The sequence below is a fragment of the Nereida ignava genome (assembly GCF_001049735.1).
GTDB classification, from domain to species: domain Bacteria; phylum Pseudomonadota; class Alphaproteobacteria; order Rhodobacterales; family Rhodobacteraceae; genus Nereida; species Nereida ignava.
This window is the reverse complement of record NZ_CVPC01000003.1, coordinates 167,401-180,777: the sequence shown is the minus strand read 5'-3', so window position 1 is coordinate 180,777 and position 13,377 is coordinate 167,401. Positions and strand designations below refer to the sequence as shown.

Sequence of the window (13,377 nt, the reverse complement as noted above, 5' to 3'; positions counted from 1 at the left end):
CGATCAATAATGAAAGTGCGCACTGAAACATAATCAGGCGCACGTCAGATAGTCCAGATGGTGGCACCTGCCAGTTCAGTCCATCGATTGGCGGATACGGCGGACAAGCCACCACACCAACAAGATAACGACTGGCGTTGTTACCGCAGCCAGTGTGACTTTTGACAGGTCCAACGATTTTCCCGCAGGTCCCAACACATAGAGTGCAAGGTTGACCGCGTAGTAGCTAATGGCCACCACAGATAGGCCTTCAACGGTTTTTTGTAGACGCAGCTGCAAGTCGGCACGCTTGTCCATGCTGGCCAAAAGCGTCTGGTTCTGCGCGCTGCGTTCCACGTCAACCCGTGTGCGCAACAATTCAGCTGCGCGCACCGCACGGCCCGCCATGGCTTGTAGACGCGCCTCGGTGGATTTGACCGTGCGCATCGCAGGGTCAAAGCGGCGCATCATAAACTCCGCAAATGTTTGGCGGCCGCTAAAACGTTCTTCACGTAGAACATCGATGCGTTGGTTTACGATTGCCTCGTAAGCGCCGGTTGCACCGAAACGAAATGTTGACTTAGCGATCATGTTTTCCAGCTCTGCTGAAATCGTCAAAAGCTGCTGCAATGTGGTGTCCGCGTCCACATTCGCATCGGTCATCGCACCCACCATCGAAGACAGGTCCGCCTCCAAAGCGCCCATACGTGCGCCCAACTGTTTGACCCGCGCCAACCCCAGCATGGAAGCCGACTTATACATCTCAATCTCGCACAGGCGTTGCACGACACGGCCAATCCTACGGCTGCCTGTGTCATCATCCGCAAATATCGCGAACCGCATGTGTCCCGCAGGATCGATCCGGAAATCACCCGCAATAATTGCCGCGTCATCAAGCACGCGGCTAACCGCAAGGCTTTCGGGAACAAACCAATCCTGCAGGTTTTTGACTACAACATCATCATCAGGACGAGGTGCTATGTGAAAAAGGGCCGAAGTCAGCCGCACACCGGGGGCGGCATCCAGCCAATCATTAGGAAACACATCAAACGCAACAGGATCGAACGCATTGCCGCGGTCACTTTCCTCAAAAACCGTGTAAGTCACAAATTCCGTATGCTGTTCCCACTTTAGCGTGAAGCGACCAATCTGGCCGTAAAAATGCGTCGCATCGGGGGGAGGGTGTGCTGCACCGAACCGATCAAGCAAGTCCACAAGATGGGCCCTGTCGGCACTTCGGTCCCGCGCAACAGCATTGGCTGGCTGCTTGATCGCCAGAAACACAGCCGTGCACGGCGCATCAAGCGATGGAAAAGGGCGCGCGTGAAGTTCATTGGCCAAATCATAGCGCAATTGGTGGTCGGTGATTGGGGCCATTGGGTATGTCCTAATTAGTTGACGTTCAACGTAGGAGGGTTGCGCCGGTTCGCAAACAGAAAAACCCCTTTATTTTCAACAAAATCAGTCTACGAATGTATGCACTTTGGCCTATCGGAAAGTTTTGCGGCCTCTCGTGGGCAAAGAAAAAGCCGCGCTCCGAATGGCGGAACGCGGCTTTTGTCATTTCAAATCATTCAAAGATCAGTCGATCATCGGCAACAGTTTATCCAAGGATTGCTTGGCGTCACCGTAGAACATCCGTGTATTTTCTTTGAAGAAGAGCGGATTTTCGATACCCGAGTAACCAGTGCCCTGCCCGCGCTTGCTGACAAACACTTGTTTGGCTTTCCAACATTCCAGCACTGGCATGCCAGCGATTGGGCTGTTGGGGTCATCTTGCGCCGCCGGATTGACGATATCGTTTGAGCCGATCACGATCGCAACATCTGTTTCGGGGAAATCATCATTGATTTCATCCATTTCCAAAACGATGTCGTAAGGCACTTTGGCTTCAGCCAAGAGCACATTCATGTGACCCGGCAAACGGCCCGCCACAGGGTGGATCGCAAAGCGAACGTTTTTGCCTTTGGCGCGCAACTTACGCACCAACTCGCTGACCGTTTGTTGGGCCTGCGCAACCGCCATACCGTAGCCAGGGATGATCACAATGCTGTCTGCGTCGTTCAACGCAGCCGCTACACCGTCGGCCTCAATGGCAATTTGCTCACCTTCGACTGCCATCTGCTCACCTGCTGGGCCACCAAAGCCGCCCAAGATGACCGAGATAAAGCTACGGTTCATCGCTTTGCACATGATGTAGGACAAGATCGCACCGGACGAGCCAACAAGCGCACCCACAACAATCAGAAGGTCATTGCCAAGTGAGAAACCAATCGCCGCAGCTGCCCAACCTGAATAGGAGTTGAGCATTGAAACAACGACCGGCATGTCAGCGCCGCCAATGCCCATGATCAGGTGATAGCCGATGAAGAGCGCCAGCAACGTCACCAGCACCAACATGAACATGCCGCCACCGTTGAAATACATGATCGCGAAAAGTACAGACAGCGCCGCAGCACCCGCATTCAGCATGTGACCACCGGGCAATTTGGTCGCGGATGTATCCACCCGTCCCGCAAGCTTTCCGTAAGCAATGACCGAGCCTGTGAATGTCACTGCACCAATGAAGATGCCTAAGACCAACTCAACACGTAAGATTGAGACTTCGACAGATGATTTTTTGGCCAGAAGCGCCGCAAAACCCTCAAGGCCTTTTTTGGCGGTGTCATCCATTGCCAAAACGCGGGTCAGCTCAATATCGGCGTTAAAGCCCACGAATACCGCAGCCAGACCGACAAGGCTGTGCATCGCAGCAACCAATTCGGGCATCTGTGTCATTTGCACTTTGGTTGCGAGTTGATAGCCAATCGCGCCACCTGCTGCGATCAAAATGATCGACAGCGCCCAGTAGCCTGAACCCGGCCCGATGAGCGTTGCAAAGACCGCAAGCGCCATCCCGACAATGCCATACCATACCGCGCGCTTGGCGCTTTCTTGACCCGATAGTCCCCCAAGGCTGAGGATGAACAAAACGGCCGCGACGACGTATGCCGCTGTTGTGAAACCATATTCCATGTCTCTAACCCTCTTAAGATTTCTGGAACATGGCAAGCATGCGCCGTGTGACGAGGAACCCGCCAAAGATATTAATGCCAGTCATAAAGACCGCCAGCGCACCAAGCACCACAACGATGCCAGACGTCGATCCGATTTGCGTCAAAGCGCCCAAGATGATGATGGACGAAATCGCATTGGTCACCGCCATTAGCGGCGTGTGAAGCGAATGCGATACATTCCAAATCACTTGGAAACCAACAAAGACCGAAAGCACAAACACAATGAAGTGCTGCATAAAGCTGGCTGGTGCGACAAGACCAATCGCCAACAACAAAGCACCACCGGCAGCCAAAAGACCGACTTGGGTTTTGGTTTGCTTTTTGAACGCTGCGGTCTCAAGCGCACGTTTTTCGTCCGCAGTCAGCTCTTTGATCGGCTCCTTCTTTTGAACCGCAATCGCGGCCACTTTTGGTGGGGGCGGCGGGAACGTGACCTCACTTGCGTGAGCAACAGTTGCGCCGCGGATCACATCGTCGTCCATATCGTGAACAATCACACCGTCTTTTTCAGGGGTGAGATCAGCCAGCATGTGACGGATGTTCGTTGAATAAAGCGTGGAAGATTGAGCAGCCATTTGACTTGGGAAATCCGTATAGCCAATGATGGTTACGCCGTTATCCGAGACGATCTTCTCGTCCATGACGGTCAACTCACAGTTGCCGCCCTTCTCTGCCGCCAAGTCAATAATGACAGACCCGGGCTTCATCATCTCAACCATGTCTTTGGTCCACAAAAGTGGCGCCGCACGGTTGGGGATCAAAGCAGTCGTAATAACGATATCGATATCAGGAGCGATCTCGCGGAATTTTTCAAGCTGCTTTGCTTGGAACTCGGGCGATGAGGGCGGCGCGTAGCCACCTGTTTCTGCACCATCGGGCAATTCGCTGTCGTCGAACTCAAGGAAGACAAACTCGGCGCCCATGCTCTCGATCTGCTCTGCCACTTCGGGGCGTACGTCAAACGCGTAAGTGATCGCGCCAAGCGATGTGGACGTCCCGATTGCAGCCAAACCTGCAACACCTGCGCCCACAACCAAGACTTTTGCGGGCGGCACTTTACCGGCAGCCGTGACCTGACCTGTGAAAAAGCGGCCAAAGTTATTACCCGCTTCAATAACCGCGCGGTAGCCTGCGATGTTGGCCATTGAGCTGAGCGCGTCCATTTTCTGCGCACGGCTGATGCGGGGCACCATATCCATGGCGATGACGCTTGAGCCTTTCTTGGCCAGGCTTTTCATCAGCTTTTCGTTTGCTGCCGGATAGAAGAACGAGATCAGCGTTTTGTCCGCGCTCAATCGTTTGGCTTCTGTATCCGAGGGCGGTCGTACCTTGACGATCACGTCGGCAGCTTTCCACAGCGCCGCTGCGGTTTTCACCACCTCGACACCTGCCGTCGCATACGCGTCGTCAGAGAACCCCGCAGCTGCGCCGGCCCCCGTTTCGATCACGCACGAATGCCCAAGTTTCTGCAACTGGAGCGCGCTATCGGGCGTCATTGCGACCCGGGCTTCGCCCTCAAAAGTTTCTTTTGGTGCGCCAATTATCATCTGGTGCGTTTCCCTTCAGTAAGATTTATGACCCTAACCTAATACGCTGGGTCCATTTGGCACTACCCATTGAAATAATATTGCGCAAGAGATGTGCGCGCTAACAGTGCTGCGGTGTGCCAAATTAGTGCACTAGCGCCTATTTGTTATACCTCTAAGAACCCATGTCCGTACGATTTAGCCTACTAAAATCTTTCTGAAAGACACCGTGATTAAGATCAAAAATATCGAAGATGCGGACGCCACAGGGTGTTACGACGTGTTTTACCGCGCCATTCACGAAGGCGCGCGGCCTGCTTATTCTGCGCCTCAACGACACGCTTGGGCGCCCTTCAAAGAAATGCCTGTGGGGTTCGCAAACGCCCTTCAAGCCCCGTGCGCACTAATGGCAATCACGGACCAGATCGTTGGTTTCATCACGGTATTACAGGACGGCTATCTGGATTTGCTCTTTGTAGCGCCCGACCATCACCGCCAAGGTGTGGCCACAGCGCTTTACCAAAGCGCCTTACTGCAAACAAAAGGCCCCCTTTATACAGAGGCCAGCCACCTATCTCGGCCATTCTTTTTACACCACGGCTGGCGCGAAATTACCCCGCAACGGCTCGAAAAGCGTGGGGTGTGGATGACCAATTTTGTGATGGAGTTAAGCCGTTAATTCCTAACGCTCTGCGCGGTATGCGCGTGCCGCATCCCCAAACGCTGCAAACAAAGGCCGCGAAACTGCGTCTTTGTCCGCCTGATATTCCGGATGCCACTGCACTGACAACGTAAAGCCCTTGGCATCTTTGATATAAGTGGCCTCTGGCGTTCCATCAGGCGCCCAACCATCAACGACAATCCTGTCACCCGCGGTTTTGATCCCCTGCCCGTGCAACGAATTAGTCATAACCTTGGCCCGACCCATCAGCTTTGCAAACGGACCACCTTCCGTGAACGTCACTTCGTGGCGCATCGCAAATTTCTCTTCAAGAGAACCGTCAGGCATTCGGTGGTTATCGCGCCCCTCCAGATCGCGGATCTCAGGATGAAGCGTGCCGCCCATAGCGACGTTTACTTCCTGAAACCCACGACAAATCCCCAAGATCGGCAGGCCCGCGTCAACACAGGCCCGAATAAGCGGCAGGGCAATCCGGTCACGACATCTATCAAAAGTGCCATGGGCAGGTGTTTCCGCCTCGCCGTATTCTTCGGGGTGCACATTGGGCCGCCCACCGGTGAACACAAAGCCGTCACAGGTCGCCATCAGGTCATCGACAGTGACGTGATCCGGATCAGATGGGACAATCAAGGGCAAGCCACCGGATACACGAGCAACAGCTTCGCAATTCATCGTGCCCGCCGCATGGGCAGGATACTGATCATTGATCAGATAAGAGTTACCGATAACCCCAATCACTGGACGTTGCATAGAATCCCTCTCGTTGATGCGTGCGTTTACTTTAGAGACAAAACCGCAAAGCGAAAGAGAATGAGCGCACAAGCACCTCTGCCTGCACGCTCATTTCATTTTTAGATCATCTGGGGGCTTGGCCCCTAAGATGTGCCTTAGATTTCGCCTTCAAGCTGCGCCAGCGCGAGGCCCGCCAATGCGGCCTCTGCATCATTGTCAGATGTGTCGCCTGTGACACCAACAGCACCAATAACTGCGCCTTTTTTGTCGCGCACCAAAACGCCACCGGGAACAGGAACAACCTGACCTCCATAAACACCGTTAACCGCAGCCATGAAATACGCCTGCTGCTCTGCACGCGCCATCTGTGCTGTGCCTGCCATGCCAAGCATGACGGCGCCGTAGGCTTTGCCCTGCGCGATGGCAAAACGACCTGGTGCCGCACCATCTTCACGCTCGAATGCTTTGACGTGACCGCCAGCATCCAGAACGATGACAGAAAGCGGCTTCAGCTCCATCTCGCGGCCCTTGGCAAAAGTGCCTTTGATGATTTGACGTGCTTTGCGAATTGAAATCTCAGCCATTTGTCAGGCTCCTATTCTTTATTGAGTTGCTTTAAGGTCGAGACGGCGCGCGTGAAGAACCGGCTCTGTGTAGCCGGATGGCTGTTTCGTTCCTTCAAATACCAGCTCGCATGCTGCGTTGAAAGCAACACCATCAAAATCGGGAGCCATCGGGATATAGGACGCATCGTTTGCGTTTTGTCCGTCAACCACAGCCGCCATTTTGCGCAGCGCATCCATGACGCGGTCACGGCTTACCACACCGTGATGCAACCAGTTTGCAAGAGCTTGGCTGGAAATACGGCATGTTGCACGGTCTTCCATCAGACCCACATCATTGATGTCTGGCACTTTTGAACACCCAACGCCTTGATCGACCCACCGCACAACATATCCCAAGATACCTTGAGCGTTGTTTTCAATCTCCTGCTGGATTTGCTCTGCGCTCCACTGGGTACTATCAGCCACTGGAATGGTCAGCAGGTCAGCCAGTGTCCCGCGTGCACCGCCAGCTTTCAGATCATCTTGGACCGCAAAAACATCCACGTGGTGGTAGTGCGTCGCGTGCAACGTTGCAGCCGTTGGGGATGGAACCCATGCACAGTTTGCACCGGATTTCGGGTGACCGATCTTGGCGTCCATCATGTCTGCCATGCGATCGGGCATCGCCCACATACCTTTGCCGATCTGCGCTTTGCCCTGCAGGCCACAGGCCAAACCGATATCCACGTTGCGATCTTCATAAGACGCGATCCACGGGGTAGCTTTCATATCGCCCTTCATCATGAACGGGCCTGCTTCCATTGAGGTATGAATTTCATCACCCGTACGGTCCAAGAAGCCTGTGTTGATAAACGCCACCCGTGATTTTGCGGCACGGATACATTCTTTAAGGTTCACAGACGTGCGGCGCTCTTCATCCATGATGCCAAGCTTCACCGTATTCTGCGGCAGCCCCAAGATGCTTTCAACCCGGGTGAAAATTTCGTCTGCAAAAGCAACTTCGTCTGGTCCGTGCATTTTGGGTTTCACAACATAAACCGACCCGTGCAGCGAGTTACCGCCGTCACGCTTTAGATCATGCATCGCGATCAACGTGGTGCACATCGCATCAAGCAAACCTTCGCCAATCTCATTGCCGTTCGCATCCCGTACCGCGGGCGTGGTCATCAAGTGGCCAACGTTGCGCACCAACATCAATGCACGCCCCTTCAGGGTAAGCGCAGTGCCGTCTTTTGCTGTGAACTCCAGATCATCGGCCAATACGCGGTCGAAAGATTTACCACCCTTGCTAACAGTTTCGCGCAGATCGCCCTTCATCAAGCCGAGCCAGTTTTTGTAAACCAGCGCCTTGTCCACACCGTCCACGGCCGCCACGGAATCTTCACAATCCATGATGGTCGACAGTGCAGATTCCAAAATGACATCGGCAATGTTTGCAGGATCCGTCTTGCCGATCTGATGCTCCGCATCGACCACGATGCGAATATGCATGCCGTTCTTCACAAGCAGAATTTCAGAGCGTGAGCCGTCCTTATGGCCGACAAATTGCGCGGGGTCTGCAAGGGCCACTGTGCCACCTGCGGTCGCACAGCTCAACGCGCCACCCTCAACAGTCAAGCCAGTCACATCGGCCCATGAGCCCGTAGCAAGAGGCACTGCAGCATCAAGATGTGCCTTGGCTTTTGCCACAACGCGCAATCCGCGCGCCTCATCATAGCCGCCCGCTGCAGGCAGATCGCCCAAGGCATCCGTGCCATAGAACGCATCATACAAACTGCCCCACCGCGCGTTTGCAGCATTTAACGCAAAGCGTGCGTTGTTGATCGGCACAACTAATTGGGGCCCTGCGATGCTTGCAATTTCAGGGTCCACATTCGCAGTTTCAATCGCAAAATCATCCCCCTCGGGGACAAGATAGCCAATCTCTGTCAAAAAGTCCTGATAGGCTTGCGCATCATGATCGGTGCCGCGGCGCTCAATATGGTAGGCGTCCAGCTTCGCTTGGATGTCTGCGCGCTTGGCCAGAAACGCAGTGTTCTTTGGGCCCATATCGGCGATCAGGCCTGCGAGACCGTCCCAGAATGTATCGGAATCAACGCCAGTACCCGGAAGAGCAGATGTTTCAAGAAATGTGGCCAGTGTTTCGTCAACATCCAGCCCTGCACGTTGCACGCGGTTTTGGTTTGTGTCGGTCATGAGGTGCCCTCCCAGACAAGTCATTAGAATTTCGGGTTGGCCAGACCCTGATGGATTGATGGCCCCTTCGCAAACGAGAAATATTGACTGTCGATTAAGTTTTACTTCACTGAACGTGGTTTTGACTTAGCATCGCGGCGACAACGGTCTGAGCAAAAACGGACCTCATCCCACACTTTTTCCCACTTTTTTCGCCAGTTAAACGGCAAACCACACTGTGCACATGGTTTTGAGGGGAGGTCAGATTTCTTTCGCATTTTTGGCATATCAAATATCAAAGCTCATTTGGCGTGTGTCCGGGTCTTTGGGGGCTTTGTCGCGCTGAAAGCCCCGATCTGATTTCCGGCTGGCGTGCTTTTTGACGATCGTTTTTGCCTCATTGTGAAAGGCCGCGCCCTTACGGACTGACCAGACTTGATCGCGTGCAAAACGCGCCGCTTGCGGCAAATCGACTATGGGCTCAGGGTATAAAGTGCCAACAACTGTGCCCGCACCGTCCCAACGCCAAGGTTCTTGCAAAAAGCGATCAGGTACCTGTGCCAATTCAGGGCACCAGCGGCGTGTAAATATTCCGTTCGGATCCTGATCAATCCCCTGTTTTACCGGATTATACATCCGCACCGTATTGATACCGGTTGTGCCGGATTGCATCTGGACCTGACTCCAATGAATGCCCGGCTCATAATCTGTGAACACCTGCGCCAAGTGCGGGCCCGTGCTGCGCCAGTCAAGCCAAAGGTGATAACTTGCGACAGACATCAACATCGACCGCATCCGAAAATTCAGCCAACCGGTGTGGATCAAGTACCGCATGCAAGCGTCTACAAATGGAATGCCCGTTTGTCCGGTTTTCCACGCATGAAGTCGTTCAGCGTTGGGATGTTTTGGCCTAAGGTTTTCGTAGGCCGAATGCATAGCCTGATACTCAAGCCGCGGTGCATCTTCAAGCTTTTGCATAAAATGATCGCGCCATGCCAAGCGGCTTTGAAAGCTGCGCAATGAACCACTCCACCCTGACCGAGTACCTGTTACTTCACGGCTCCGCGCCTGCACTGCATGGGCCGCCTCACGGACCGAAAGCGCGCCCAGCGCAAGATGCGGCGACATCCGTGAACAGGCCCACTCCCCTTCAAGCGGTGATGACATTGCAGCGCGGTAAGACTGGCCGCGCTCTGTCAGAAACCCACCGAGTAGCGACAACGCTGAACCGCGCCCACCGGCCTGCCGGTTCGGACAATCGTCAATCAACGAAAGCTCCACAAGGCTTGGCATGCGCTGGCTTTCCACACCATGAGGCCGCATGGCAACGGGGGGATCAATCTGAGTCAGCCGAACAGATTTCTCTCGACTGGCCGCCCACCCATCCCGAGAGCGCAGGCCACGTACTACACCAAATTGCGGCACCTGCGTCCACGTAATACCTGTATGTTTAGCCCACGCAGCTACCCGCTGGTCCCGTCGAAACGTCCATGCGTTACCCGTTTCTTCTGTGCTGAAAATCTGGTTGATCTGGTATGTCTTTGACAACTCATCGAGAGCCTGAACGGCATCTGAAACGCGTACAACCAAAGGCGCGCCAAGCCCGGCTAGTGTTTTGGCAAGATCGTGTAGGGTTTCTCGCAAAAATGCATATTGCCGTGCCGAAGTATCAGGCAGCTGCCAATATTCCGGCTCTACAATGTAGAGCGGCACAACAGAATGATCACCCTGCACCGCCTTGGCGAGTGCGGGATTGTCGGCAACGCGCAGATCACGCTTAAGCCACAAAATATTTATCGTCTGGTCCACGCGGTGGGATGTAAGGCGGGCGAACACATGGACAAGCATGAATGTCTATCAAATGCGTCGGATCGACTTGCTCCGCATCATGCCTCAGCCTACGTTTGGACGCAACGTAGCTGACACATTTGTGCGCAAGGATACCCCATGAAAGATGCAAGCCCCCAAACCATTTACTTGGCCGATTATACAGTTCCCGCGTATCATGTGGACAGCGTACATCTGACGTTCCAGCTGCACCCAACGGCAACACGGGTGACCTCAAAAATAGCATTTCGCCCTAACCCAGAAAGTGCGGACCGCGCTTTCTATTTGCACGGCGAGCACATGAAACTGATATCGGCGCGCATTGACGGACAGCCTGTCGATGTGAGCCTTACACCCGATGGCCTTACTGCGGATGTGCCTGACGCACCGTTCATCTGGGAAGCGGAAGTGGAGATTGATCCACAGTCTAACACCGCGCTTGAAGGGCTTTATTTGTCCAACGGAATGTTCTGCACCCAATGTGAGGCCGAAGGCTTTCGCCGTATCACGTATTACCCGGACCGGCCCGACGTTATGTCAGTCTTCACCGTCCGCATCATGTCTGACCTTCCCGTTCTGTTATCAAACGGTAACCCAACAGACAGTGGTGACGGTTGGGCCGAGTGGCACGATCCTTGGCCAAAGCCCGCGTATTTGTTCGCGCTTGTTGCCGGTGATCTGGTCGCGCATTCAGACAGCTTTACAACATCTGAGGGCCGCGATGTGGCGCTCAATATTTATGTGCGTGCAGATGACATCGACAAATGCGCATTTGGGATGGAGGCGCTTAAAGCCTCGATGGTGTGGGATGAACGTGTTTACGGACGCGCCTATGACCTGGACATATTCAACATCGTTGCCGTCGATGACTTCAACATGGGCGCGATGGAAAATAAGGGGCTGAACATCTTCAATTCCTCCGCGGTCTTGGCCAGCCCCGAAACCGCCACCGATGCCAACTTTGAGCGTATCGAGGCAATCATCGCCCATGAATATTTCCACAATTGGACTGGCAACCGGATCACCTGTCGCGACTGGTTCCAGCTATGTCTCAAAGAAGGGCTTACTGTATTTAGGGACCAGCAATTCACTGCAGACACCCGTGATCCCGCTGTCGCGCGCATCAATGACGTAAACGCCCTGCGCGGCAGGCAGTTTCGCGAAGATGCTGGCCCGCTGTCCCACGCAGTCCGCCCTGATAGTTTTGTAGAGATCAACAATTTCTACACCGCCACAATCTACGAAAAAGGCGCCGAGATCATCCGCATGTTGATGACGATCTTGGGTGAAGAGGACTATTACAAAGGCCTGACCGAGTATTTCGACCGGCACGACGGGCAGGCCGTCACGATTGAGGATTTCTTTGCCTGCTTTGGCGATGATGATCCGCGTTTGGCGGGCTTCTCTCGCTGGTGGCACCAATCGGGCACGCCGCATGTGACCATAGAACAAGCATGGCAGGGCAGTGAATTGACGCTTACGGCGCGCCAAGAAACGCCCCCTTCTGCGCAGCAACAGCACAAAGAAGCCCTTCCTATCCCCTTAGCAGTCGGGTTGATTGATGCAGATGGTCGCGACCTGACGCCTACCAGTGTCTTGATGCTGAACGATACCACACAAAGCTGGACGATCGATACCCGCACCACCACACCGGCTTGGCGGGACACCAACGCATCCGCCAGCGACCAACAAAACAGCGACGCGTCCGACGCCCCCACCCTTTCGCTCAACCGTGGTTTTGCCGCGCCAATCATTTTGCACGCAGATCAAAGCGAGAATGACCTGCTTCGTCTGATGGCCCATGACAGCGATACATTCAGCGCGTGGGAAGCAGGCCGGACCTTGGCGTTGAATACTCTTGGTGACATGGCGCGCGGCATCAAAACCCCGTCCGATGCTTACGTAGATGCGTGGTGCTTGAGCCTGCGCAGCGAAGACCGCGCGCCCGCGTTTCGCGCACTTGCCAGCGCGTTACCCTCTACGATGGACATCGCCACGCACCTCAAATCCCAAGGGCACACACCAGACCCACAAGCAATTTATGATGCGCGCGAAACTTTGAGCCAGCAATTTGCGGAGGCCGCCCAAGACAGCTTGCAAAGGCTCTTTGCGCAGCACCAAGTCACCCAATCTTACCGCCCCGATGCGGAGCAATCAGGCAAGCGTGCGCTTTGTGGTCGTATCTTGGGGCTGATCACGCGTCTTGATGGCGGTGCCGAGGCTGCAAAACAGCACGCGAACGCCGACAACATGACGAGCCAACTCACTGCACTGGGCTGCCTTATTGGTACCGAACATGCTACCAAATCCCTTGAGGCCTTTTATCAACAATGGGCCCACGAGCGGCTGGTCATCGACAAATGGTTCGGCATTCAGATCGGCCAAGCAGCACCCGCTGACGCCAGCAAAGTCGCTAAGTTTCTCACTGAACACGAAGCGTTCAACGTCAAGAACCCCAACAGGTTCCGCGCGACACTCGGCGCCCTTGCCGCCAATACTGCAGGGTTTCATACGGCGGGTGGCAGCGGGTATGCGCTATTGGCCGATTGGCTCATTACGCTGGATGGAATCAACCCACAGACCACGGCACGGATGACTTCAGCGTTTGAAACATGGGCCATGTGGGACAGCGCCCGCGGCGAGAAAATGCGCGTTGAAATGAAGCGCATCCTGTCAACGCCCAACCTAAGCAGTGACACGACAGAAATGATAACGCGGATACTTGGATAGCAAATCTTAAGGCGGCTGCCGCGGTTCCGTACCAATGGACCTCGGCCGTATGCTGGAAATAATACACAAACCCATCGCTGACTGGGCCGTGCTCACTTGCTCCT

10 protein-coding genes are annotated in these 13,377 nt (G+C 54.5%); 2 read left to right on the top strand and 8 right to left on the bottom strand.

Features of this window, described 5'->3' with window-relative positions:
* Positions 1-75 precede the first annotated feature (75 nt).
* From NIG5292_RS03070 to NIG5292_RS03060, 3 genes are all read right to left on the bottom strand, one after another.
* Positions 76-1,356 (bottom strand): DUF3422 family protein, encoded by a 1,281-nt coding sequence (locus NIG5292_RS03070; protein WP_048597908.1) that lies wholly within the window; start codon positions 1,354-1,356, stop codon positions 76-78.
* A gap of 204 nt (positions 1,357-1,560) precedes the next feature.
* Positions 1,561-2,994 carry an NAD(P)(+) transhydrogenase (Re/Si-specific) subunit beta gene (locus NIG5292_RS03065; RefSeq protein ID WP_048597906.1) on the bottom strand — a complete coding sequence of 478 codons (1,434 nt, stop codon included), beginning with the start codon at positions 2,992-2,994 and terminating at the stop codon, positions 1,561-1,563.
* Positions 2,995-3,007: 13 nt separating this feature from the next.
* Positions 3,008-4,582, bottom strand: a complete 1,575-nt coding sequence (locus tag NIG5292_RS03060) for a Re/Si-specific NAD(P)(+) transhydrogenase subunit alpha (RefSeq protein ID WP_048597904.1) — start codon at positions 4,580-4,582, stop codon at positions 3,008-3,010.
* A gap of 208 nt (positions 4,583-4,790) precedes the next feature.
* Here NIG5292_RS03060 and NIG5292_RS03055 point away from each other — a divergent pair, with 208 nt between their 5' ends.
* A complete protein-coding gene (locus NIG5292_RS03055; RefSeq protein WP_048597902.1) occupies positions 4,791-5,240 on the top strand; it encodes a GNAT family N-acetyltransferase in 450 nt (149 codons plus the stop codon).
* Positions 5,241-5,243: 3 nt separating this feature from the next.
* Here the strand turns inward: NIG5292_RS03055 and NIG5292_RS03050 are convergent, their stop codons facing one another.
* The 5 genes from NIG5292_RS03050 to NIG5292_RS03035 form a co-directional block, all read right to left on the bottom strand.
* Entirely contained in the window at positions 5,244-5,993 is a 750-nt protein-coding gene (locus tag NIG5292_RS03050) for a gamma-glutamyl-gamma-aminobutyrate hydrolase family protein (RefSeq protein ID WP_048597901.1), read from the bottom strand.
* A 137-nt stretch (positions 5,994-6,130) separates the two neighbouring features.
* A complete protein-coding gene (locus NIG5292_RS03045; protein WP_048597899.1) occupies positions 6,131-6,559 on the bottom strand; it encodes a GlcG/HbpS family heme-binding protein in 429 nt (142 codons plus the stop codon).
* 18 nt (positions 6,560-6,577) lie between these two features.
* Positions 6,578-8,737: a malate synthase G gene (locus NIG5292_RS03040; protein WP_048597897.1), complete on the bottom strand. Its 2,160-nt coding sequence runs from the start codon at positions 8,735-8,737 to the stop codon at positions 6,578-6,580.
* Positions 8,738-8,838: 101 nt separating this feature from the next.
* On the bottom strand, positions 8,839-8,994 hold the full coding sequence (locus NIG5292_RS14545; RefSeq protein ID WP_370726270.1) for a DUF2256 domain-containing protein: 156 nt from the start codon (positions 8,992-8,994) through the stop codon (positions 8,839-8,841).
* Between the two features lie 10 nt (positions 8,995-9,004).
* Entirely contained in the window at positions 9,005-10,564 is a 1,560-nt protein-coding gene (locus tag NIG5292_RS03035) for an FAD-binding domain-containing protein (RefSeq protein ID WP_048597895.1), read from the bottom strand.
* Positions 10,565-10,663: 99 nt separating this feature from the next.
* On the opposite strand from NIG5292_RS03035, the gene pepN reads away from it, so the two are divergent.
* Complete coding sequence (pepN, locus tag NIG5292_RS03030) at positions 10,664-13,273, top strand: aminopeptidase N (protein WP_048597893.1); 2,610 nt, start codon at positions 10,664-10,666, stop codon at positions 13,271-13,273.
* Positions 13,274-13,377 lie beyond the last annotated feature (104 nt).